This is a genomic window from Halostella salina (assembly GCF_003675855.1).
In the GTDB taxonomy this organism is placed as follows: domain Archaea; phylum Halobacteriota; class Halobacteria; order Halobacteriales; family Natronoarchaeaceae; genus Halostella; species Halostella salina.
Genome location: NZ_RCIH01000001.1, coordinates 475,927 through 498,651, shown reverse-complemented (window position 1 = coordinate 498,651; position 22,725 = coordinate 475,927). Strand labels below are relative to the sequence as shown.

Genomic DNA, 22,725 nt, shown 5'->3' with positions numbered 1-22,725 from the left:
AGCGGCGGCTTGGACCGACACGTCGAAAAAGGTCGGGGTGGTGGCGACGCCGGGGGTCGCCCCCGGTAACCGGCGCATTCTTTTGCCGGAATCCGTCGTATCCGGCGGCATGGTTCAGCGGACGGACGCCACGCTGTCGATGACGCGCGAGGAACTGAGCGGGTATCTGCGACGGCTGGCCGACGAACTGGAGGGGGAGGGGAACGTCACCGTGCCGGTGGACAACCGGAAGGTACAGCTCCACCCCTCGGACTCGATCACCTGCGACGTGGAGGTCGTGGAGCGGTCGTCGCGGCTGCGGAGCGACCGCGAGACGGTGAGCATCGAGATGCGCTGGAAGCCGCGGCGAGAGGGGACGTAGCGGGCGACGAGAGCAGCCCTGTGGGTCAGCGCACGACCGTCACCGGCACCGGCGAGCGCCGGATCACCGCCTCCGCGACGCTCCCGAGCAGGATGCGCGTGACGCCGGACCGGCCGTGGCTCCCCGTGACGATGTGGTCGATGTCCTCCGCCTCGGCGTACTCCACGATGGCGTTGGCCGGACCGCCGACCTCGATGGCCGTCTCGGCGTCGACGCCGGCGGCATCGGCGCGGTCGGCTGCCGACGACAGCGTTTCCGCGGCGTCCTCGCGGGCTTCCTCGTACCACTCCTCGGGGTAGCTCGGGGTCGCCGCACGGCCGCCGTAGCCGGCCTCGCCGGGGTCGATGGCGTACAGCAGGACGAGTTCGTCGCCGGCGTGCTCCGTCAGCGCGTAGTCCAGCGCGTCCTCGGACTGGGGCGAGCCGTCGTACGCCACGAGTATCCGCTTTCCCATGCGCGACGGTAGCACTCCCCATGATGAAAAATCCCCGACCCTGCGCCCCGCCGGCTCGACCGGGAAGTCTCTCAACTACGCGGTCCCGCGCTACTCCCGGCCATGTTTCGTCACGCAGGTCGGCAGGCCGATCAGCTCGACCGGCTCGGAGTTGTCCGGCGAGTAGACGACCATCTGCCCCTTCTCCATGTACGGCACCTTCCCCTCGAGGTTCGACGGGATGTTCACCGAGGAGATGGCGTCCTCGTCGCCGAGGTTCAGGACGACCGTCGTGTTGATCTGCTTGAACACGGGGTCGGCGATGTCCTGCGGGTCCTGCGTGATGAGAAAGAGGCCGAGTCGCTCCTTGCGGCCCTGCTTTGCGGCGTCGGTGAACTTGCCGATCACCTTCCGGGCCTGCACGCTGTCGGCGTCGGTGAGGAAGTTGTGGGCCTCGTCCATCCCCACCACGAGCGGCGTCTCCTTGATCCGGTCGTACGTCGGCGCGTTCGACAGCTTCTGGTCGACGAGCAGGGAAGACACCGCCAGCACGACCACCTCCGTCGCCCGCGTGTCGTTGATGTGGTACGTCGGGACGACGCTCAGGCCGCCCGGCCGGACGAGTTCCGGCACCAGGTCCGTGATCGGGGGGGCGTCGCCGTCGAACACGCTCCCGAACCCGCGGACGCGGCGCGTCACGGCGTCGAACGTCGCCTCGTGGACGCGCCCGCTCTCGTGGAGTTCCTCGCGGAGCGCCGGGTCGTCGAGGAAGGAGCAGAACTGCTCGTAGGTCCCGCTGTCCCCGTACTGCCGGAAGAAGCGGTCGACGAGCACGTCCAGCGCGTTGAACTGGTTGTCGTTGAGGCTCCCGCCCGCGATGAGCCAGCGGTTCGTCCGCACCATCGAGAACGGTATCGTGAACTCCACCTGCTCGGCGCGGTGGTGGTCCGCGCCGTAGCTGGTCCCGTCGACGACCGGGACGAGCGCCTTGGTGTCGTCGTGGCCGCCGTGGGCGATCCCCTCGCGCTCGAACCGGCGGCGGTCGTCGTCGGTCATCGCGGGGTTGTCGTCGTGCATCTGTGCGTACTCGTCCTGCGGGTCGAACTGCACGACGGCGGCCCGGGCCTCCCGGCCGTCTTCCATGTCGTACGTGCGGTCCGCGGCGAGGAACTGCCGGAGGACGTTCTTCGAGGCGTGGGTCTTCCCCGACCCCGTACCGCCCGCGACCAGCGTGTGCCGGAAGACGAGGGGGTCGCCGTCCTCGTAGTCGTCCTTCAGCCGGTAGTCGATCGTCGGCGGCTCGGCCGCGGTGCGAACCTTCTCGCCGCCGACCGAGAGGTGGCCGAGGAACACGCCGTCGTCGGGCATCTTCAGCCCCGTCTTGATCTCGGAGGCGTCGTCGGCCTCGCGGACCGGCGTCTCCGGCTTCGGGACGCGGTCGGTCATCCGGCGCTTGAGGTCGCCGTCTTCCTCGTACAGGATCGCCACCGGCTCCAGCGTGGCGAGGAACTTGAAGTCGGCCTCGTCGATGCCGTCGCTGCGCATCGCCCGCCGGGCGTGGATCTCGGTGGCGTCGTCGCTCCGGTACTCCTGGACGTACTCCAGGGCTGTGATCCGGCAGAACAGCTTCTCGCCGCGCCCGGCGCTCCCCCGCCCGCCCTCGTCGGGGTACGGGACGAGCAGGTACTTGCCGATGCGGACGTTCGGCCGGTTCTCGGCCGTGACGTACGCGCGCAGGGTGGTGTCGTCCTCGTCCTCGCCGATGCAGAGGCCCTCGGAGACGGCGACGGTGCCGATCCCCTGGTCCTCGCCGACGACGGTCGCGTCGACCGGTTCGAACGACGCCGCGTCGTCGCTCCCGGTGTCGGGGTCGTCGGCCGCGGCGTCGTCCGGGCCGTCGGCGGCCGCCCCGCCGTCCGACCCGTCGCCGTCCGCGCCGTCGTACTCGGTGTAATCTCCCAGATCGGCCATGTTCCCGACATGCGAGCGTTCCGATAAAACAGTTCGCACACTCGGTCGCGCTCCGAACCGCCGGACCCGTGGCCTTATTCGTCTCGCCGCCGTACCGGCGGTTCATGCTACTGGTTCGCGGCCGTGCTGGCGGGACCGAGCTGACCGGCACGCTGTACGAGCGGGGGGAGCGCGCCCCCTCGTTCAAGGGCGCGCCCGACGAGGACGCGCCGTACGTCTGGGTCTGCGACGAGTTCTACGAGGTCGAGAGCGGCGGGACGACACAGGAGGTCGACGGCCGCGAACTGCGGATCGCGTTCGAGTCGCCGATGCCACGCGGGTTCGACACCCGCGAGCAGGCGCTCGACGCCGCGAAGGACCACGTCCGGACGCAGTTCGCCCGGCTGGGCGTCGACGGTGCGGACGTGGACGTGGAGGTCCGGAAGGAAGAGCCGGGCGCGGAGGTCTGAGACGGGGGCTACTCCCGGAGCGCCGCCGGACAGACGTGACACGCGGCGACGGCGTTCGTCTCGGCGTCGTACTCGATCGCACCGAGGTCCGCCATCATCGGCAGGTGGTGGTGGTGGAGCGCGGTCGCGGTCTCCCGGGCGGTCCGACCGTCGGTCGTGTCGTCGGTTGGTTCGGCGGCGACGGCCGCCGCCAACTCGTTCAGTTCAATCGGGACCGACCGGTCCGCGAGGACACCGACCACGGCACGCCGCTGTGCCGACGCAAGCAGCCGGTGGCGTTCGCTGTTCGACAGGGTTGTGCCCGAATCGTCGGCCGCGTGAGTGCTCTGTGACATCGTGGTCTGGCTCCGTTTCGCCGGTGGCTGCCGGCAGTACCTGTACCGACGGGCCTGCCCACCGTAAGCGATCGCTATAACTGATTAGGCCCGCCCCGGCACGGCCGTCGGCAGGATACGTACCAGATGGCAACCGCTTCGAACGGGTTTGCGGCCTGTATATCGCTAATTACTCCAGTAGCGGGCCGCTACGCACCCTCCACCGGCGGAGCGTTGAAATAGGTAAGGCGCTGTTATGGGGTATGGCCTCCGAAGCGTTGACCGACAGCCTCCGGGAGACGCTCGCACGCTTCGACAGGGGTGGGGAGCCGCGGACGACGAGCGAGGTGGCGGACTCGCTCGACCTCGGCCGGCGGAGCACGTACGAGCGGCTGGAACGGCTCGTCGAGCACGGCGAACTCGACACGAAGAAAGTCGGCGCGAGCGCCCGCGTCTGGTGGCGGCCGGGGGCGACCGGACCGCCAAGCGGCTCCGCGTCGGCCGCCGAATCGGTCGTCGAGGACGTGCTTGACGAGGCGGCCGTCGGCGTGTTCGTGCTCGACGCCGAGTTCGACGTCGCCTGGATCAACGACGCCGTCCAGCGGTACTTCGGCGTCGACCGGAAACGGGTGCTCGGTCGGGACAAGCGGTCGCTGGTGCGCGAGCGGATCGCGCCGGTCGTCGAGAACACGGAGCGGTTCACCGACCGGCTGCTTTCGGCGTACGACGACAACGCCGCAACCGAGCGGTTCGAGTGTCGCGTGACGACGGGCGAGCACCGCGAGCGGCGGTGGCTCGAACACCGGAGCAAGCCGATACCGTCCGGCGCGTACGCCGGCGGGCGCGTCGAACTGTACTACGACATCACCGAACGGAAACTCACCGAGCGGGCGCGTCGACAGGAGCGGAAGCAGTTCGAGTCGATGGTCGACGCCGTCGAGGAGTACGCCATCTTCAGGCTGGACCCGGAGGGACGGGTCCGGAGCTGGAACCCCGGCGCGGAGCGGATCAAGGGGTACGACGCCGACGAGATCATCGGGGAGCACGTCTCCGTCTTCTACACCGAGGAGGACCGCGTGTCGTCCGTCCCGGAGCGGAACCTCGAAGCGGCGGCCAGGCTCGGGTCGGTCGAGGAGGAGGGCTGGCGCGTGGCGAAGGACGGCTCGCGGTTCTGGGCGAACGTCACGGTCACGGCCATCCGCGACGACGACGGCGAACTGAAGGGGTACACGAAGGTGACGCGGGACATGACCGAGCGACGGCAGCGCGAACGGCAGGTCCGCCGACAGCGCGACGAGTTAAAGCGCGAACTCGACGACGTGTTCGACCGGATCGACGACGCGTTCGTCGGCCTCGATACGGAGTACCGCATCACCTACGTCAGCGACCGCGCGGCGGAGTTGCTCGACCGGACGCCGGGCGAACTCGCCGGACGGAAGTTCGTCGAGGTGTTTCCGGAGGTCGTCGGCACGCGGTTCGAGGAGGAGTCGTTCCGGGCGATGGAGGAACAGGAACAGCGCTCGTTCGAGGCGCAGTACGAACCGCTCGACGCGTGGTTCGAGACGACGATCTACCCGTCCGACACCGGGCTCTCGGTGTACTTCCGGGACGTGACCGAGCGCAAGGAGCGCGAGCGCGAACTGGAGCAGTACGAGACGATCGTCGAGACGGTCGACGACGGGATCTACGCGCTCGACGACGACGCCCGGTTCGTCATGGTCAACGACGCGTTCTGCGAGATGGCCGGCTGGGAGCGCGAGGAGCTGCTCGGCCGCCCTTCCTCGACGGTGTACGACGACGACCTCGCGGGCGAGGCGGCCGACCGGACGGCGGCGGTGGTCGAGGGCGACCGCGAGGCGGCCGTGCTCGAGTTCGACCTCCACACCCGGGACGGCGACCAGTTCCCGGTCGAGGCCCGGTTCGGCCCGCTGCCGACGAGCGACGGCTACGGTCGGTGCGGCGTCGTCCGCGACGTGTCCGACCGCCTCGAACGCGAGCGCGAGCTGCGGCGGCGCGTCCGCCAGCAGGAGGTGGTCGCCGACCTCGGCCAGCGCGCGCTGGAGGACACCGACGTCGACGACCTGATGGCCGCCGCGGCCGCGGAGGTGGCCGAGACGCTCGACACCGACTACTGCAAGGTGCTCGACCTGGACGCCGACGCCGAGGAGCTACTGCTCCGGCAGGGCGTCGGATGGGACGAGGGGGTCGTGGGCGAGGCGACCGTCTCGGCCGTCGACGACGACTCGCAGGCGGCCTACACGCTGGCGTCCGCGGAGCCGGTGGTCGTGAGCGACCTCGCCACGGAGACGCGGTTCAGCGGGCCGGACCTGCTGACCGACCACGACGTGCGGAGCGGGATCAGCGTGGTCATCGGGCCACGGGAGGAGCCGTGGGGGATCCTCGGCACCCACGACACCGCCACGAGGGAGTTCTCGGAGCACGACGTGACGTTCGTGCAGTCGGTCGCCACCGTGCTCGCGACCGCGATCGGCCGCCACAGGGACGAGCAGGTGCTGCGCCGCCAGCGCGAGCAGCTCGCGGCGCTGAACGGGATCAACGAGGTCGTCCGCGAGATCACCGACGCGGCGATCGACCAGTCGACCCGCGAGGAGATAGAGAAGACGGTCTGTGACCGCCTGGTCGAGACGGAGTCGTACCTGTTCGCGTGGGTCGGCGAGGTCGACGTGGCGACCCAGGAGGTGACCGTCCGCACCGAGACCGGCGCGGCGGAGTACCTCGACGACGTGCACATCTCGGCCGACCAGACGGACGAACGGGGCGAAGGTCCCACCGCGCGGGCGCTGCGCACCGGCGAGATCCAGACGGTCAGCGACGTGCGGACCGCCGCGAACTACAGCCCGTGGCGCGACACGGCCGAGGAGTACGGGGTACGCTCCTCCGCGGCGATCCCGATCGTTCACGAGGACACCGTCTACGGCGTGTTGAACGTGTACGCGGAGCGCCCCGACGCGTTCGCCGAACCCGAGCGGACGGTCGTCGGCCAGCTCGGCGAGGTCGTCGGCCACGCGATCGCCGCGACCGAGCGCAAGCGCGCGCTGATGGGCGACGAGGTGACCGAACTCGAGTTCCGGATCGCGGACGTGTTCGACGCGGTCGAGGCGGACGGGGACCGCGAGGGCCGCATCCGAATAGACAGCGCGGTCCCGGTCGAGGACGGCGAGTTCCTGGTGTACGGAAACGCGACCCCGGACGCCACCGGGGATCTCGAGACGCTGGTCGGCGCGATACCCCACTGGACCGACGTGACGTTCCACGGCGACCCCGAGGCGGACGACGAATCGGGGTTCGAGCTCCGGCTGTCGGACCCGCCGGTGCTCGCCGCCCTCGCGTCGATCGGCGGGTCGGTCGACGAGGCCGTCATCGAGGACGGGGACTACCGGATGCGGCTGCACCTCTCGCCGGGCGCGGACGCCCGGCAGGTGATCGACGCGGTACAGGAGACCTACCCGACCGCGGAGATGGTGAAACGGCGACAGCGGACGCGCGCCGAGGTGCCGGACGACCGGGGCCGGGCCGGCCTCGAGGCGCTCACGGAGCGCCAGCGAACCGCGCTCGAAGCCGCGTACCACGCCGGCTTCTTCGAGTGGCCCCGCGACAGTTCGGGCGAGGACGTGGCCGAGTCGCTCGGCGTCAGCCCGGCGACGTTCCACCAGCACCTCCGGAAGGCCGAGAAGGAAGTGCTCGGAGCGGTGCTGCCCTGACGGGCCACCCGCGGGAGCCGCCGTCCCCGGAAACTACGGCTCGGCGTCCCACCGCACGTCGTCGTACGTCCGCTGCTCCTCGGTGTCCATCGACCGCTCGAACGTCCGGCGGAGCGACCGCTTCTCCTCCCGGCTGATCCGGGCCAGCGAGTCGGCCTTGTGGACGGCGGCGGGCGGGCCGCGCTCGGCCGCGATCTCGGCGAGCAGGTGGCGCTCCAGCCGGTCCCGCACGTCGGGGTCCGACGTGACCGCGTACGGCGCTTCGACCTTGTACAGCACGTCCTCGCGGGGGTCGTACACCACGAAGAACGTCACCTCGTACGCCGACGGGTCGAGTTCCCGGTCGATGCCGAGCGCGTCGCCGTCGGCGGCCAGCGTGCGGTCGGAGCCGCCCCGCGAGACGAACCAGTTCGTGAAGGTGAGCTGGTCGGTGCGGCGCTCGCCGTCCTCGCGGCGCTCAAGCAGGCGGACGAAGAGGGCGGTGTCGTCGACCCACGGCGCGGGGTGGCCCTTGCGGTCGACCGTCCGGGTGATGAGCTTCGAGGAGGGGTTCTTGACGAAGCCGACCAGCGGCGTGTCCGCGGCGACGAAGCGCTCGACGAGGCGGACGTAGTTCTCGACGATGGCGCGGGGCTTTGCGTCGTGGGCCAGCTCCCGGAGTTCGGCGTCGCGGTCCTGCCAGTTCAGCAGCTCCTTCGGGTACAGCGGCCCGTCGAGGATGAGGAGGTCGTCGACGCAGTCGGCGTGTTCGAGCGCGTGCTCGCTCTCGGCGAGGTACAGCGCCAGCGCGTGGACGACCCCCTCCATGAACCGGTTCACGGGCGGGGCTTGGAGCACGCGCCGCCGACCGTACCCCTCGTCGTAGGTGACCCACTCCTCGGGCAGTTTCACGGCGTCGTCGCTGGCGTGAACCGTCGCCACGAGGCTCCGGGACCGGTGGAGGTCCAGATCCGAGGGACAGCCGCTCATCGCGGCCTGTGCCACGTCCAGCACCAGCCCGTTCTTGAACGTGGTCGGGTTGATCGTCCCGGAGTCCAGCCCGTGGGTCGAATCGAACGGCGACCCCCGGAGTGCGGCGGCCTCCACGTCGATCGACCGCCGCCGCCGGTCGTCGAGCGGGGTGACCACCTCGCGCCCGTCGTCGTCGACCAGCGGTTCGAGAAAGTCCGCCCAGACGTCCTCGGCGAGTTCCGTGTGGTCGCCGTCGTCGACGTCCCGGCCGATCCTGCGGGCCAGCCGGGCGATCCCCTCGAAATGCACCGGGTCGAGCGTCATCTGTCACGGGGATTCGGGGCCGACACGAAAAAGCCAGCGGACCGAGCGGTCGGCCCCCGAGACCGTGCTGACGCGCCGCAAGCTGGGCCGCGTCGGACGCTCACGTGCCCCGGATCGAAGGGTAGTTACCGCGCCGCCGTGACACGCCGGACATGGACGCGGCTGTGATCATTCTCGACGGCTGGGGGCTGAGCGACCGAAACCCGCGACGGTCCGACCGGGCGTCGGGCAGCGCGTCGGGCGGGCGCGACGCCGTGGTCGGCGCGGACACGCCGAACTTCGACCGGCTCGCCGACGCGGGCGCGTACGGCACGCTGGAGGTGTCGGGCCGCCGGGTCGGGCTCCCGGAAGGACAGATGGGCAACAGCGAGGTCGGCCACCTGAACATCGGCGCGGGGCGCGTGGTCAAACAGGAGTACACCCGGATCAGCGACGCCATCGCGGACGGCTCCTTCCACACCAACGACGCCCTCCAGGCAGCCTCGACGTACGCGAAGGAACACGACGGCCGGGTCCACTTCATGGGCCTGGTCAGCGACGGCGGGGTCCACTCGGACTACGAGCACCTGTTCGCGCTCGTCGAGATGGCCGCCGAGCGCGGCGTCGAGGCCGTCACCCACGCCTTCATGGACGGCCGCGACACGGACCCGACCGCGGGCGCGGGCTACCTCCGCGAACTGGAGAGCGTCCTCGACGAGCACGGCACCGGCGACGTGGCGACGGTGTCGGGCCGCTACTACGCGATGGACCGCGACCAGAACTGGGAGCGGACCCGCCGGGCGTACGACGCCATCGTCAACCGCGAGGCTGAGCACGCGTCGGCGTCCTCGGTCGCCGCCGTCGAGGAGTCGTACGACCGCGGCGACACCGACGAGTTCGTCGAGCCGACGCTGGTGCGGGGCGAGCACGCACTCCAGGACGGCGACGCGGTCGTCTTCTTCAACTACCGCTCGGACCGCGCCCGGCAGCTCACCCGGCTGCTCGCGGACATCGACCCCGAGTGGGACTTTGCCACGTCGCCGCCGGACGTGGAGGTGGTGACGATGACGCAGTACGACGAGACGTTCGACCTGCCCGTCGCCTTCCCGCCCCGCCGCCCCGAGGACACGCTCGGCGAGACGCTGGCCGCGCACGGCAGGACCCAGCTCCGCATCGCCGAGTCCGAGAAGTACCCCCACGTCACCTACTTCCTCAACGGCGGCCGGGAGGTGGAGTTCGAGGGCGAACGCCGCGAGATCGTCGAGTCGCCGGACGTGGCGACCTACGACATGCAGCCGGAGATGAGCGCCCCCGAGGTGACCGACAGCGCCGTCCGGATCGTCGACAGCGACGACCCCGACGCGCTCGTGCTGAACTACGCCAACCCCGACATGGTGGGCCACACCGGGGACTACGACGCCGCCGTGACGGCCGTCGAGACCGTCGACACGCAGCTCGGTCGCCTCGTCGACCACCTCACCGACCGCGGCGCGCACGTGCTGGTCACCGCCGACCACGGCAACGCCGACGACATGGGCACGGAGGACGACCCGCACACCGCCCACACGTACAACGACGTGCCGCTGATCTACGTCGCCCCGGACGGGACGGGCGCAGGCCGTAGCGTCCGGTCGGGCGGCACGCTCGCGGACATCGCCCCGACGGTGCTGTCGCTGCTGGGCGTCGACCAGCCGGCGGCGATGACCGGCGAGAGCCTGCTGGAGTAGCTACTCCCCTCGCCACAGCAGCACGGCGACGGCGGCGACCGCGAGAACCACCGAGGAGCCGAGCGCGAGCGCGTTGGCCGTCGCCGCGCCGAGCGGTCCCCGCAGCCCGAAGTAGAGGGCCGTGGGGACGCCGAGCACGGCGACGAGCGCGAGGACGCCGGTTCGAACCGTCGGCTCGATCTCCGCGTTCATCTGCTCTACCATACCCGGGGGATCCGCCGGCAGGGTGTTATATTTTTCTTCACTATAGTAATATTAATTGCTAGCGGTAAAATACTTTTACTACCGGACACACACCGATAATGCAGTATTCACACATGAGCAAAAAAGACGCGTCATCGACAGCACGCGAGCGGATCGAGCGGGAAATCGACGACGGTGGCGGCTGTGTCGAGACGTGGGAGACGCTCTCCGAGCTCCGGGACGCCCCTGACCCGGACCGGCGGGCGTTCCTCCGGACCGTCGGGCTCTCCTTCGGCGCGCTCACGCTCGGGTCGGGCGTGAGCGCGGCGGCCGGGCCCGACGGGGATGCGGACGGGGGCGACCGCCCGGAGATAGAGACCGAGGAGGTCCGCGGACGGAAGCGGGGACAGCTCGTCTCGGAGGCGGTCCGGTCGTCCGAGGTGCGGTACGTGGCCGACGAACTCGGCGAGCAACCGGGGCTGTCGACAGTGCGGAGGTACACCGTCGACGGAGCGACGGGGTACGAGGTTCGGTTCGGCTCGGACGACGAGTCAGGGCCGGTGATAGAGTACCACAAGTCCGACGACCTGTTCGACGGGGAACTGAAGGTCCACGGCAGGGCCCGACGCGGCGACGGCGTCACGACCGTCGACGGGACCAAGCGGGAGGTGCTCGACGTGGCAACCCCGACCGTGGAGTCGCTGCTCGACGGCCTCGACGACCTGCCGGCGTACGCCGACGCCAGGGCGGCCGCCGACGGGGAGGTCGTCGAGGAGGCGACAGCCTACGTCCACAACCAGCGCGACGACCGGAAGGGGCTCGTCGTCCCGGTCGCCGACGGCGAGGACGTCGTCCGCCGGATCGTCGTCGAGTTCGCGGACGGGTTCGCCGGGCGCGACGCGGACGGGAGCCTCGACGGCCACGTACAGGACGTGACCGTCGACGCGGGCGGCGACGGCGTCTCGACGCAGGGCCACATCACCTGCGTGATGGGCGTCTGCACGGACTGGTGTTCGAAGCTCTGCACCGTCCTCAAGGCGGCCGCAGGCGGTGGCTGTGGCGTCAAGTGCGCGCGCTACATCGCGTCGTGGCCCATCGCGGTCGCCTGCGGCGTGATCTGCTTCGCGCTCACGCACGGGACGTGTTACCCGACCTGTCAGAAACAGACCGGTCACGACGTCGGGTGACGCGCACGGTCCCGCGGGTTCCGCTGCACCGCGCACCCGGCGGGCGACGGCTCACCCGGTCCGGAACGAGTAGTCCAGCGACGGCGCGGAGTGGGTGAGCGACCCCATCGAGATCACGTCGACGCCGGTCCGGGCGTAGGCCGGCACGTCGTCGACGGTGATCCCCCCCGAGGCCTCCGCGAGCGCGCCGGCCGCGGCGTCGCGGAGCAGGTCGACCGCCTCGCTCGTCTCCGCGGGCGACATGTTGTCGAGCAGGACGATATCGGCTCCCGCCGCGGCGGCCCGCGGGGCGTCGGCGGGCTCTTCCACCTCCGCCTCCACCTTCGTCGCGAATGAGGTGCGCTCCTGAAACCGCTGGATCGCGGCTTCCAGCCCCAGTTCGGCCGCGTGGTTCTCCTTGACCATCGCCATGTGCGAGAGGTCGAGGCGGTGGGTGTCGCCGCCGCCCGTCGAAAGTGCCCGCTTCTCGACCCCGCGGAGCCCGGGCGTCGTCTTGCGGGTCCCGGCCACCGCCACGTCGTCGGTGACCTCGCGGGCGGCGTCGACGGCCGCGCGGGTCTTCGTCGCCACGCCGGAGGCGTGGCCGGCGACGTTGACCGCGACGCGCTCGCCACGGAGCACCGACTGCGCCGCGCCGGAAACGGTCAGGACGGCCTCGCCCGGTTCGATGCAGTCCCCGGCTTCGGCCTGTCGCTCGGCGTCGACGCCGAGGTAGTCGAAGGTGGCGACGGCGGCGTCCAGCCCGGCGGCGACGCCCGCCTCCCGTGCGACCAGACGGCCCGTCGTCTCGCCGGGCACGTCGTTGGTGGCGTCGTGGTGGCCCAGGTCCTCCCGGAGCCAGCGTTCGACCTGCCGGTCCGTCACCGGCATCGTCAGTCCCCCGCCGGGGCCGGGTCGGGCTCGGCGATCCAGTGACAGCCAACCGACTCGTCGTGCTCGGCGGCCGCGCGGACCACGAGCAGGCTGGTCACCGCGGCGTTGCGGAGTTCGTACAGCTCCCGCGACGTTCTGGTGCGGGCGTACGCGTCGACCTCGCCCTTGAGCCGGCGGAGGACGCTCCGCGCGCGGTCGAGGCCCTCGGGCGTCCGGCGGATGCCGGCGTACTCGTCCATCACGCGGCGCAGGCGAGTGAACTTCTCCGCCGCGAAACGATCGGGGAGGTCGGGGTCGCTGTCGCGCAGTTCCGGGGACTCGCACTCGACGACCTCGTTGCCGGCGGCCGCCCGTCCGGCCCGGCGGCCCCACACCAGCCCCTCCAGCAGGCTCGTGCTGGCGAGGCGGTTCGCGCCGTGGACGCCGGTGCGGGCGCACTCCCCGACGGCGAACAGGCGGTCGAGGCTGGTCCGCCCCTGCTCGTCGACCGCGACGCCGCCACAGAGGAAGTGCTGGGCGGGCGCGACCGGGATACCAGCGTCGGGGTCGACGCCGCGTTCCTCGCACTTCGCCGCGAGGTCCGGGAACTCGTCGGCGAACTCCAGCGGGGACACGTCAAGCCGGACCTCGCCGGTCGCGTCGCGCTCGGCGGCGACGGCGCGGGCGACCACGTCCCGCGGCGCGAGTTCCGCGTCGTCGTGGTAGCCCGGCATGAACCGCTCGCCGTCGCCGTTGCGCAGGAGCGCGCCCTCGCCGCGGACGGCCTCGCTGACGAGGAACGTGTCGCCGGCGGCGTCGTCGCCGCCAGCCGCGTCGCCCGCGTACGCCGTCGGGTGGAACTGCACGTACGCCATGTCGGCCACGTCGGCCCCCGCGAGCGCGGCCATGGCGACCCCGTCGCCGGTCGCCGCAGCCGGGTTCGTCGACCGCCGGTAGCACGCGCCGATGCCGCCGGTCGCGAGCACCGTCGCGCCGGCGAAGACGGGGTCGCCGGTCGGCGCGGTGTCCAGCAGCGCGCCGCGGACCTGCCCCTCCTCCGTGATCAGGTCGAGCGCGGCGGTGTCCTCCAGCACGGTCACGCGCTCGTGGCCGTCGAGGTGGCGGAGGAACGGTCGGAGGAGGTGCCGCCCGGTGCTGGCGTCGACGTGGAGGATCCGCTCGCGGGAGTGGCCGGCCTCGCGGGCGTAGTCGTACCCCGCGTCGGTCCCGTCGAACGGCACGTCGAGCGTCTCGACGAGTACGTCCCGAACAGCAGTCGGGGCGTCCGCCATGAGCGTGTCGACGGCCTCGGGGTCGGCGGTGCCGTCGCTGGCCGCCAGCACGTCGCGCTTGAGCGACTCGGGGTCGCCCCGCGTGGTGGCGATGCCGCCCTGCGCCCAGTCCGTGCTGGCGTCCTCGGGACGCTCGGCCTTCGTGACGAGCAGCACGTCCGCACCCGCCCGCGCGGCGGCGAGCGCGGCGCTACAGCCCGCGATGCCGCTGCCGACGACGAGCACGTCGGCGGTGCGCGCCCCCGTCATGCTATCGCCAGCATGCGCTCGACGGCCAGTTCGGCGAGTTCGGCCGTCTCCGACTTGACCGACACGACGTTTCGCTCCCAGCCGGCGGCCAGTTCCTCCAGCACCCACGCGAGATAGTTGGGGTCGATCTGGCGCATCGCGTTGCAGTCCATGCACGCCTCGCCGCAGAGGGGGACGACGTTCACCTCCGGGTGCCACCACTGGAGGTGGTTGGTCAGGTGGATCTCCGTCCCGATCGCCCACGTCTCGCCGGGGTCGGCCTCGGCCACCGTCTCGCGGATCGTGGCGGTGCTGCCCGCAACGTCCGCAGCCTCGACGACCTCCCGACGGCACTCGGGATGGACGATGACGTTCGCGTCGTCGTGGTCCTCGCGGATCTGCCGGACGTGCTCGGGTCGGAACCGCTCGTGGACCTGGCAGTAGCCGTCCCAGAGCACGATGTCGCTCGCTGCGACCTCGCCGGCGTCCTTCCCCTCGGGGTCCCAGGGGTCCCACTCGGCCACGCTGTCCTCGAGGCCGAGTTCGTGGGCGGTGTTCTCGCCGAGGTGTTTGTCCGGCAGGAAGAGGACGGCATCGCCCTTCGACAGCGCCCAGTCGAACACGTCGGCGGCGTTCGACGACGTGCAGACCGCGCCGCCCTGTTCGGCGCAGAACGCCTTGAGGTCGGCGTAGGAGTTCATGTACGTCACCGGCACGATATCCCGGTCCGGCGCTGCCGCGGTGATCTCCGCCCACGCGGCGTCGACCTGCAGCGCCTCCGCCATCCCCGCCATCGGGCAGGACGCCTCCATCGACGGGAGGATCACCGACTGGTCGTCGTCGGTGATCACGTCCGCGCTCTCGGCCATGAACGTGACCCCGCCGAACACCACGTAGTCGGCGTCGGTCTCGGCGGCCTCGACGGAGAGGCCGTAGGAGTCGCCGACGAAGTCCGCGTGCTCGACGATCTCCCGGCGCTGGTAGTTGTGGCCGAGCACCACCACGTCGTCGCCGAGTTCGTCGCGGGCCGCCTCGATGCGTGCCGTTCGCTCGTCTTCGTCGAGTTCGCGGTACGCCTCGGGCAACTGTTCGAGGTTGTCGTACTTGAAGAGGCTGAGGTCCGTCTCGATGTCAGCCGTTTCCATTCGTGGCACTGTTAGTTCCCTGTCTGGAGTTCGGATACCGATAATGAAAAAATTTCTTCTTCAGAGAAAGCGCGTCAATGTCTCCGTCCCTACAAACCGACATCCAACGTCTATCAGGCTCAAAACCCGCCGATCGAACACGGATCGTGAATTAGGTCGCTACAGAAAGGTTTTGACGCCGCTGGGACCATCACTGTCCATGACCGAGCGACTGGTCGCGGAGCGTGACTTCGAGGCCGCGGTCGCTGTCGGGGCGCTACTGGCGGCCGCCGCCGTGCTGGAGGGCGAGGCGCTCTCGGTCCCGTGGCTGGCGGTGGGAGTCGTTCTCGGGCCGCTCTCGACCGCCGTCCGGCGACCGCTCGACGACCCACGGTATCGCTTCGGCGTCACGGTCGTCGGCGTCCTCTGGGTGGCGGGCGTCGCCGTGTTCGCGTCGGTCGGTGCGATGCTGTGGCTAGCCGTCGGAATGCTTGTCGGGACGGCGGCGCTCGGTGCCGGAGAACGAGTGATCGGACGGGACTGACCGGCCCCGGCGTTCACTCCCGTGCGTCGTACACCACGTCGCCGTCGACGACCGTCGCCAGCACGTCGACCTCGCGGATCGCCTCGGCGTGCTCCCACGGCGAACGGTCGAGCACGGTGAAGTCCGCCGCGGTGCCCGGTTCGATCGTCCCCAGTCTGTCCTCGTCGAACCCGGCGTACGCCGCGCCGCTCGTGTACGCGCGGAGCGCGGCCGTGACGGACAGCGACCCCGCGTCGGTCGGCGCGTTGACGGCGTGGTGGACGCCCTCCAGCGGCCCGAACGGCATCACGTCGCTGCCGAAGGCCAGCGGGAGGTCCGCCTCGGCGAGGCGCGCGAGGCGGTTGGTCCGCCGCCGGCGCTCGTCGCCGAGACGGCGGTCGTACAGGCCACTCTCGGCCGCCCAGCGGTGGAAGTTCGGCTGGACGGAGGCGACGACGCCCGCGTCGGCCATGCGCTCGATCTGCTCGTCGGTGGCGAGTTCGACGTGTTCGATCCGGTGGCGGGCCGCGCCGGGGTCGTCGGTGGACTCGTACGCTGACAGCGTGACCTCGATCGCCTCGTCGCCGATGGCGTGGGTCGTCATCTGCAGGCCGGCGTCGTCGACCTCGTCGACCACGGCGCGGAGGTCGTCGGGGTCGACGACCCACGTCCCGGTCCCGTCGCCGTCGGCGTACGGCTCGAACAGTTTCGCCGTGCGCCCGCCGATGCTGCCGTCGGTGAAGGACTTGATCCCGCCGACGCGAACCATGTCGCTCCCGTGGTTGGTCCGCAGACCCAGTTCGCGGACGGCGGCGAGGTGGTCGCTCCAGTAGTTGATCCGGACGCGGAGCCCCAGCTCGTCCGCGCGGTCGAGTTCGCGGTACGCCCGCGGCGCGTGGGAGTCCCGCACCATGTCGTGGACGCCGGTGACGCCGAGTTCGTGGGCGCGGTCCCGCGCCGCGGCGATCAGCTCCCGCGTCTCGGCGGGACCGGGCGCGAAGTCCTCCCGGACCGCCTCGACGGCGTCCTCGACGACGACGCCGGTCGGCTCGCCGCCCGCGGTCTCGACGTGGTCGGCGGGCAGGTCCAGCCGGTCCAGCGCCGCCGAGTTCAGCGACGCGGTGTGCATGTCGACCCGGATCGCCGCGACCGGGCGGTCATCGCTGACGGCGTCCAGGTCCTCGCGGGTCAGGTAGTCGCCGCCGGGCCACTCGCTCTCGTCGTAGCCGAAGCCCAGTATCCACTCGCGGTCGTCGCGCGCGCCGTCGGCGAGGCGCTCGACGGCGTCGTCGCGGTCGCTCGCCGCGCCCAGGTCGGCGTGGACCCGGAACTGCCCGACCTGCTCCATGTGCGTGTGGGCGTCGACGAAGCCCGGCAGCACGACCGCGCCGTCGAGGTCGCGGACGGTGGTGTCGACGCCCTCCAGGAAGTCGACCTCGTAGGCGTCGTCGACGCGGACGATCCGGCCGTCGCGGACGGCGACCGCCTCCGCCGTCCCGTCGGAGTCCGTCAGCGTGTGCACCTCGGCGTTCGTCAGGATCAGGTCCGCGGCCTCGGTCATACCGGCGACGGCGTGGGGGAGCGGCAAAACGGTTTGGGAAGCGGGCGGGCGCGGGCGGTCGGAGAGGCGGGCGGCCGCCGCCCGGTGCGGCGGGACCGTCAGGCGACCCGCATCTGCCGGTAGAACGCCAGCGTCGCGGCGACCGTCAGCACGCCGAGATAGGCGAGTCCCCAGGCGAGCTGCGCGAGGTCGACGCTCCCGGCGAAGCCGGCGTTCATCGCCAGCGCCAGCGGGAAGTGACCCGGCAGGTAGGTCGCCAGGTCGGGGCGGCTCGTCGCCATCGGGTTCTGGAAGACGAACAGGTCGATCATCGACCCGAAGAGGATGAGGTAGACGCCGGGGAGCTTGTCGAGCAGAATCCCGGCAAGCACGCCCACCATCCCGTACAGCAGGGCCGTCAGACCGGTTCCGAGGAGGAACCAGCCGAGCGCCGACGGCTCGAACGCCGTGAGCATGACCCCGACGGAGACGGCGCTGGCGACGGCGGCGACGACGGCCAGCAGCCCGAGTCGCGAGAGGACGACCTGCCGGGACCGGTAGCCGGCGACGACCAGCCGGCCGTCGGCGTCGGCCGCCGAGTGCATCAGGAACAGGCCCGCGATGCCGGCGAGCAGGGCGGCGGTCATCGGCGTCGTAAAGGCCGGGAACGCCTCGGGGAGCGTCGTGCGGACGGTGTCCCCGCCGACCAGATGCAGAACGGCCCGGCCGTCGGGCGCGGCGAGCGTGAACACGCCGATGACGTAGGCCGGCGCGACCACGAGTAGCGCGACCAGCAGTGGGGTGCGCCGGAACTCGCGGGCACCGAGCCGCAGCGCCGTGCCGACGCGGGTCACGCGCCCCACCTCCCGAGGACGCCGTCACCGGTCGAGCGCACGTAGGCGAGAAACGCCGCGACGAGCAGGACGGCGACCCACGCCAGCGCCGGGGCGAGGTGGCCGGCCGCGAGGTCGCCGTCGAGCACCGCGGCGGTGAACAGCTCGTGGGGGTGGTACAGCGGCACGAAGTCGGTCGCCGACAGCTCGCCGACGAGCGGGAGCGAGGCCGACGCGTCGACGGGAAACAGCCCCGAGGACAGCGCGTTGTCGATGTCGGCCAGAAACACCAGCACGATCGACCCCTCCAGTTCGCGCGGGAGCAGGCTCCCGACGACGACCCCGAGCAGGCCGTACACCAGTCCCGCCAGCCCGAGCACGCCGAACGCCAGCGCGGGCGCGGCCACCTCGACCTGAACGGCCAGGACGGCGAATGCGACGACGGCCGCGAGGACGGCGACGACGACCATCGTGACCAGTCGGGAGGCCAGCAGCGCCGACCGGGGGAAGCCCGCCACCGAGAGCCGCTCGTCGCCGTTCGCGGCGCTGATAACCTGAAAGAGCCCGACCAGCCCCGCGAGAAAGGCGACGGCGAACAGCGTCCCGGACATGCGTCCGACGGTCGCCGGGTCGGCCGACGTGCCGAGCACCTGCGGGAACGACTCCATGGCGACGCCGTAGGTCTCGATGACGACGGGCGGGAGGAGGACCAGCATCGCCAGCGTCGTCGGCTGCCTGACGAACTCCGCCAGCCGCGACCGCGTTCCGGTGGCGAGCCGCCCCATGTCACTCACCTCCCGCGTCGGCCGCCCCCGCCGATCCATCAGCGTCGGGGGCCGCCGCGTCGTTCCCGTGGGCCGCCGAGCGGGCCTGCTGCGGGGCCTCCGCTTGCTCCGTGAGGCTCCCGTCTTTCAGTTCGAGAACCCGGTCGAAGCGCTCGCGCTCGCTGATGAGGTGGGAGATGATGGCGACGGCCGTGCCACGCTCGCGGAGATCCTCGGTGAGCTCCCAGAACGCGAGGTACGTCTCCCAGTCGAAGCCGGTGTAGGGCTCGTCGAGCAGGAGCACGTCGGGGTCGTGCAGCAGCGCGACCGCGAGGTTCACCTTCTGCCGGTTCCCGCCCGAGAGGTGGTCGACCCGGTAGTCGAGGAACTCCTCGAAGCCCAGCCGGTCCGCGAGTTCGTCGCGGCGCTCGGCGACCCGGTCGTCGGCGAGGTCGTACGCCTCGCCGAACAGGTCGAACGTCTCCCGGACCGTCAGCCGGTCGTACAGTAGCGTCTCCTGGGGGCACCAGCCGACCGTCGTCCCCCGCGAGACGGTGCCGTCGTCGGGCTCCAGCGCGCCGACGAGGATCTTCAGCAGCGTCGACTTGCCGGAGCCGTTCGCCCCGACGATGCCGACGACCTCGCCGGGGTACAGGGAGATATCGGCCCCGTCGAGCACCTCGACGGTGCGGCCGACGAACGGGAGTCGGGAGCGGTACGTCTTGGTCAGTCCGGTCGCACGCAGCACCGGCTCCGCGCCGGAGGGCGACGGCCGGTCGGTTCCTCGTTCGGCCTCGGGAGGGGAGGGATCGGTACCGTTCATAATATTCGCTGTTTATCGAATATTCCGAACACAACGTATTAGACGTTTCGGTGCCAACTCCCGCCGATGAGCGACACCGAGGACGAGGGCGTCGAGGCCGCACGCGAGCGAGTCATCGCGGCCATGGAGCGCAGCGCGGAGGTGTACGGGTTCCAGCGGAGCTACGGGCGGCTGTACGGCCTGCTGTTTTTCGCGGACGAGCCGCGGTCGCTCGACGAACTCGTGGCCGACAGCGGCTACGCGAAGTCGACGGTGAGCACCGCGATGAGCGCGCTTGAACGCTATCATCTCGTCCACCGACGCTCGATGCCGGGTGAGGGCAAGCGTGCGTACTTCGAGGCCGAGACGGACTTCTGGCGCGTGTTTCAGGAGTTCCTCCGCAACGAGGTGCTGCGCGAGGTGACGGTGATGAGCCGCGCGCTGGCGGAGGCCGAGGCCGAACTGGAGGCCGCCGACACGGAGCAGGCGGCCCGCGACCTGGAGAAGGTCCGGCGGCTCCGGCGGATGTACGACCGGAGCGAGACGATGATCGACGCGCTGACCAGCAGTTCGCTGGACCGGCTCACCGACCTCGTGAGCCGACTGCGCCGCGAGTAGAAAACGTTAGGCCGCCCCCGGGACGAACGGCGGGCATGGACGACCCCGAGATGCTGGCCGAGCGCGTCCGAGAGGGCGATATCCGCCTGCACGAACTCGACGACCGAACCGACCCGGAAACGGCCGCTGCCGTCCGGCGCGAGGTGGTCGCCGACGAGACGGGGGCCGAGTTCGACGCCGTCGCCGACTACGCGTTCGACGCCGCCGACGCGGAGTCGGCCATCGAGAACATGGTCGGCGGCGCGCAGATTCCGATGGGCGTCGCCGGGCCGGTCCCCGTCAACACCGACGAGCGAAGCTCGACGAGCGATCGGACCGGCGGGTCCGATCACGGCGGCGCGGCCGAGGGCGACTACTACCTGCCGATGGCGACGACGGAAGGCGCGCTCGTGGCCAGCGTCAACCGCGGCCTCTCGGTGATCCGCGGGGCCGGCGGCGCGACGGCCCGCGTCACGAAGTCGGGGATGACCCGCGCGCCGGTGTTCAGCGTCGACGGCGTCGCCGAGGCCAGCGAGGTGGTCGAGTGGGTCGGCGACAACGCCGACCGGCTCCGGGCGGCCGCCGAGTCGACGACGAGCCACGGCGAACTGCTGGAGGTCGACCCCTACGTCGTCGGCGACTCGGTCTACCTCCGGTTCGTGTACGACACGAAGGACGCGATGGGGATGAACATGGCCACCATCGCCACCCGCGAGGCCGCCGGCGTCGTGGAGGACGAGACACCCGCCGACCTGGTCGCGCTGTCGGGCAACCTCTGCTCGGACAAGAAGCCCGCGGCGATCAACGCCGTCGAGGGCCGCGGCCGGACCGTCACCGCCGACGCCGTCCTCCCCCGGGAGACCGTCGAGGAGCGCCTCCACACCACGCCCGAGGCCATCGAGGAGGCGAACACCCGGAAGAACCTCGTCGGCAGCGCGAAGGCCGGCAGCCTCGGGTTCAACGCTCACGCCGCCAACACCGTCGCCGCCGTCTTCCTCGCCACGGGACAGGACGCCGCGCAGGTCGTCGAGGGCGCGAACGCCATCACCACGGCGGAGGCCCGCGAGGACGGCCTGTACGTCAGCGTCAGCCTCGCCAGCCTCGAAGTCGGCACCGTCGGCGGCGGGACGAAGCTACCGACGCAGGCCGAGGCGCTCGACGTGCTCGGCCTCAGCGGCGGCGGCGATCCCGCCGGCTCAAACGCCGACGCGCTCGCGGAGGTCATCGCCGCCGGCGCGCTGGCGGGCGAACTCTCCCTGCTCGCGGCGCTGGCCTCGCGCCACCTCTCCAGCGCCCACGAGGACCTCGGCCGGTAGAACCACTTTCACCGTCGACTTGGAAGTGCGAGAACTGCGTCCTGCTGATAGCGACCGCCTCGGTTCGGATACCGGCGACTTCTCCCACCGAACCCTTCAGTTTCACTTTCACTGCGCGTCCAAGACCGGCGCTTAACCACCGAACGGACGTAGGTTCGAGTGCGTCCGTCGGACGACCACCCGCGGGCGTTCCACTCACCATGATCGAACACGCTCACGACGACGAGCGACCGGTGTCCCGTGCGCAGCGGTGGCTGCACATCGTCAAGCTGCTGCTGACCGTGATCGCCATGCTGATCGGTATCCTCGAAACGCTCGGGCTGCTATGACCCGCGCCGACGGGCCGCCTCCGCCCCGAGCGTGAGCGCGCCGGCGACGACGACGAGCACCCCCGCGACGACGAGCGTCTGGCTGCCGACGCTGGCCCCGGCGAACAGCGCCAGCCACGCGAGCGCGCCGACGCCGTGGACCCGCGCCGCGGTCCGGCGGCCCTGCCGCCGGAACAGCACCGCGCCGAGGGCGAACCCGACACCGAGGACGCCCGCCGAGAGGACGAACGGGGGGACCGCGACGCCGCCGACCCGGACGCTACCGACGAGGGGCTGTGCGAGAAACAGCAGGCCGGCGAGGCCGACGAGCGTCCCGACCGCGGCCCCGGCGGTGTCGAAACGGGTCCCCGCCACCCTACAGCAGGCGGTACTCGCCGCGGTGTTCGCTGACCTCGCCGCGGCGGGCGAGCTTGTCGAGCGCGTCGCGGACGTAGTCGCCGGGGACGCCGTGCTCGCCGGCGTACGCGACGACCTCGTCCTCGGTCGGCCGGTCGAGTTCCCGCAGGGCCGACAGCACCGTCTCCTTGCGCGACTGGCCGCTCCCGCCGCTGCCGGACTCGGCGCGGTCGCCGGCGGCGGCGACGGCGTCCGGGTCGACGCCCGCGCGGTCGAGGTACTCGTCGTCGTCCATCCCGGCCTCGGCCGCCTGTTGTTCGAGCTCCGAGAAGGAGTCCAGGTCCGCGAACGCCTCGCCCTCGTCGCGGCGGTTCGCGAGCATCGAGGCGCGCACCTCCCGGGCGTGGTCCTCGTCCTCGGTGGTGACGAACTGCCGGCGCTTGTCGTACTGCCGGCGCGAGCCACAGCGGGGACACTGCGAGGTGTCCGGCCGCCCCTCGACGATCCAGAGGGCGCTGCAGTCGCTGCACCCGACCACGGCGTACATGGTCGGCCGTTGGCGTCGCCGGCAGTTGAACGCTCCGGCTC

23 protein-coding genes are annotated in these 22,725 nt (G+C 71.1%); 9 read left to right on the top strand and 14 right to left on the bottom strand.

Features of this window, described 5'->3' with window-relative positions:
* Positions 1–109 precede the first annotated feature (109 nt).
* Positions 110–361, top strand: a complete 252-nt coding sequence (locus D8896_RS02610) for an amphi-Trp domain-containing protein (protein WP_121820509.1) — start codon at positions 110–112, stop codon at positions 359–361.
* A 25-nt stretch (positions 362–386) separates the two neighbouring features.
* On the opposite strand, the gene D8896_RS02605 is transcribed toward D8896_RS02610, so the two are convergent.
* On the bottom strand, positions 387–815 hold the full coding sequence (locus tag D8896_RS02605) for a universal stress protein (RefSeq protein WP_121820508.1): 429 nt from the start codon (positions 813–815) through the stop codon (positions 387–389).
* Between the two features lie 90 nt (positions 816–905).
* A complete protein-coding gene (locus D8896_RS02600; protein WP_121820507.1) occupies positions 906–2,765 on the bottom strand; it encodes an ATP-binding protein in 1,860 nt (619 codons plus the stop codon).
* 104 nt (positions 2,766–2,869) lie between these two features.
* Here D8896_RS02600 and D8896_RS02595 point away from each other — a divergent pair, with 104 nt between their 5' ends.
* On the top strand, positions 2,870–3,214 hold the full coding sequence (locus D8896_RS02595) for a DUF7113 family protein (protein ID WP_121820506.1): 345 nt from the start codon (positions 2,870–2,872) through the stop codon (positions 3,212–3,214).
* Between the two features lie 8 nt (positions 3,215–3,222).
* Here the strand turns inward: D8896_RS02595 and D8896_RS02590 are convergent, their stop codons facing one another.
* A complete protein-coding gene (locus D8896_RS02590) occupies positions 3,223–3,549 on the bottom strand; it encodes a DUF7344 domain-containing protein (protein WP_121820505.1) in 327 nt (108 codons plus the stop codon).
* Between the two features lie 242 nt (positions 3,550–3,791).
* Here D8896_RS02590 and D8896_RS02585 point away from each other — a divergent pair, with 242 nt between their 5' ends.
* Positions 3,792–7,250 (top strand): PAS domain S-box protein, encoded by a 3,459-nt coding sequence (locus tag D8896_RS02585; protein ID WP_121820504.1) that lies wholly within the window; start codon positions 3,792–3,794, stop codon positions 7,248–7,250.
* Between the two features lie 33 nt (positions 7,251–7,283).
* Here D8896_RS02585 and D8896_RS02580 read toward each other — a convergent pair whose 3' ends face one another.
* Positions 7,284–8,525 carry a DNA double-strand break repair nuclease NurA gene (locus D8896_RS02580; RefSeq protein ID WP_121820503.1) on the bottom strand — a complete coding sequence of 414 codons (1,242 nt, stop codon included), beginning with the start codon at positions 8,523–8,525 and terminating at the stop codon, positions 7,284–7,286.
* Positions 8,526–8,677: 152 nt separating this feature from the next.
* Here D8896_RS02580 and gpmI point away from each other — a divergent pair, with 152 nt between their 5' ends.
* Positions 8,678–10,231, top strand: a complete 1,554-nt coding sequence (gene gpmI / locus D8896_RS02575; RefSeq protein ID WP_121820502.1) for a 2,3-bisphosphoglycerate-independent phosphoglycerate mutase — start codon at positions 8,678–8,680, stop codon at positions 10,229–10,231.
* Here the strand turns inward: gpmI and D8896_RS02570 are convergent, their stop codons facing one another.
* Positions 10,232–10,435, bottom strand: a complete 204-nt coding sequence (locus D8896_RS02570; RefSeq protein ID WP_121820501.1) for a hypothetical protein — start codon at positions 10,433–10,435, stop codon at positions 10,232–10,234.
* 113 nt (positions 10,436–10,548) lie between these two features.
* Here D8896_RS02570 and D8896_RS02565 point away from each other — a divergent pair, with 113 nt between their 5' ends.
* Positions 10,549–11,601 carry a hypothetical protein gene (locus D8896_RS02565; protein WP_162991399.1) on the top strand — a complete coding sequence of 351 codons (1,053 nt, stop codon included), beginning with the start codon at positions 10,549–10,551 and terminating at the stop codon, positions 11,599–11,601.
* Between the two features lie 51 nt (positions 11,602–11,652).
* Here D8896_RS02565 and nadC read toward each other — a convergent pair whose 3' ends face one another.
* Genes nadC through nadA form a run of 3 tightly spaced genes read right to left on the bottom strand, consistent with a single transcriptional unit; the run spans position 11,653 to position 15,118 of the window.
* A complete protein-coding gene (nadC, locus tag D8896_RS02560; RefSeq protein WP_121820499.1) occupies positions 11,653–12,471 on the bottom strand; it encodes a carboxylating nicotinate-nucleotide diphosphorylase in 819 nt (272 codons plus the stop codon).
* A 2-nt stretch (positions 12,472–12,473) separates the two neighbouring features.
* On the bottom strand, positions 12,474–13,994 hold the full coding sequence (locus D8896_RS02555) for an L-aspartate oxidase (RefSeq protein ID WP_121820498.1): 1,521 nt from the start codon (positions 13,992–13,994) through the stop codon (positions 12,474–12,476).
* The gene (gene nadA / locus D8896_RS02550) at positions 13,991–15,118 is read right to left on the bottom strand and encodes a quinolinate synthase NadA (RefSeq protein ID WP_205596749.1); all 1,128 of its coding nucleotides are present in this window, start codon (positions 15,116–15,118) and stop codon (positions 13,991–13,993) included. Before nadA ends, D8896_RS02555 begins: the two co-directional genes overlap by 4 nt.
* 199 nt (positions 15,119–15,317) lie before the next feature.
* On the opposite strand from nadA, the gene D8896_RS02545 reads away from it, so the two are divergent.
* Positions 15,318–15,641, top strand: a complete 324-nt coding sequence (locus tag D8896_RS02545; RefSeq protein ID WP_121820496.1) for a hypothetical protein — start codon at positions 15,318–15,320, stop codon at positions 15,639–15,641.
* 13 nt (positions 15,642–15,654) lie between these two features.
* Here the strand turns inward: D8896_RS02545 and D8896_RS02540 are convergent, their stop codons facing one another.
* The 4 genes from D8896_RS02540 to D8896_RS02525 form a co-directional block, all read right to left on the bottom strand.
* Positions 15,655–17,181 carry an amidohydrolase gene (locus D8896_RS02540; protein ID WP_121820495.1) on the bottom strand — a complete coding sequence of 509 codons (1,527 nt, stop codon included), beginning with the start codon at positions 17,179–17,181 and terminating at the stop codon, positions 15,655–15,657.
* Between the two features lie 98 nt (positions 17,182–17,279).
* Positions 17,280–18,014 carry an ABC transporter permease gene (locus D8896_RS02535; RefSeq protein WP_162991398.1) on the bottom strand — a complete coding sequence of 245 codons (735 nt, stop codon included), beginning with the start codon at positions 18,012–18,014 and terminating at the stop codon, positions 17,280–17,282.
* Entirely contained in the window at positions 18,011–18,778 is a 768-nt protein-coding gene (locus D8896_RS02530; RefSeq protein WP_121820493.1) for an ABC transporter permease, read from the bottom strand. Before D8896_RS02530 ends, D8896_RS02535 begins: the two co-directional genes overlap by 4 nt.
* A gap of 1 nt (position 18,779) precedes the next feature.
* Positions 18,780–19,580, bottom strand: a complete 801-nt coding sequence (locus D8896_RS02525; protein ID WP_121820492.1) for an ABC transporter ATP-binding protein — start codon at positions 19,578–19,580, stop codon at positions 18,780–18,782.
* 66 nt (positions 19,581–19,646) lie between these two features.
* On the opposite strand from D8896_RS02525, the gene D8896_RS02520 reads away from it, so the two are divergent.
* From D8896_RS02520 to D8896_RS19960, 3 genes are all read left to right on the top strand, one after another.
* The gene (locus D8896_RS02520; RefSeq protein ID WP_121820491.1) at positions 19,647–20,177 is read left to right on the top strand and encodes a GbsR/MarR family transcriptional regulator; all 531 of its coding nucleotides are present in this window, start codon (positions 19,647–19,649) and stop codon (positions 20,175–20,177) included.
* Positions 20,178–20,212: 35 nt separating this feature from the next.
* Positions 20,213–21,472: a hydroxymethylglutaryl-CoA reductase (NADPH) gene (gene hmgA, locus D8896_RS02515; protein WP_121820490.1), complete on the top strand. Its 1,260-nt coding sequence runs from the start codon at positions 20,213–20,215 to the stop codon at positions 21,470–21,472.
* Positions 21,473–21,672: 200 nt separating this feature from the next.
* Positions 21,673–21,801: a hypothetical protein gene (locus tag D8896_RS19960; RefSeq protein ID WP_259372638.1), complete on the top strand. Its 129-nt coding sequence runs from the start codon at positions 21,673–21,675 to the stop codon at positions 21,799–21,801.
* Here D8896_RS19960 and D8896_RS02510 read toward each other — a convergent pair.
* A complete protein-coding gene (locus D8896_RS02510) occupies positions 21,796–22,155 on the bottom strand; it encodes a hypothetical protein (protein WP_121820489.1) in 360 nt (119 codons plus the stop codon). The two genes, D8896_RS19960 and D8896_RS02510, sit on opposite strands and share 6 nt — an antisense overlap.
* 1 nt (position 22,156) lies before the next feature.
* On the bottom strand, positions 22,157–22,684 hold the full coding sequence (locus tag D8896_RS02505) for a DUF5817 domain-containing protein (RefSeq protein WP_121820488.1): 528 nt from the start codon (positions 22,682–22,684) through the stop codon (positions 22,157–22,159).
* Positions 22,685–22,725 lie beyond the last annotated feature (41 nt).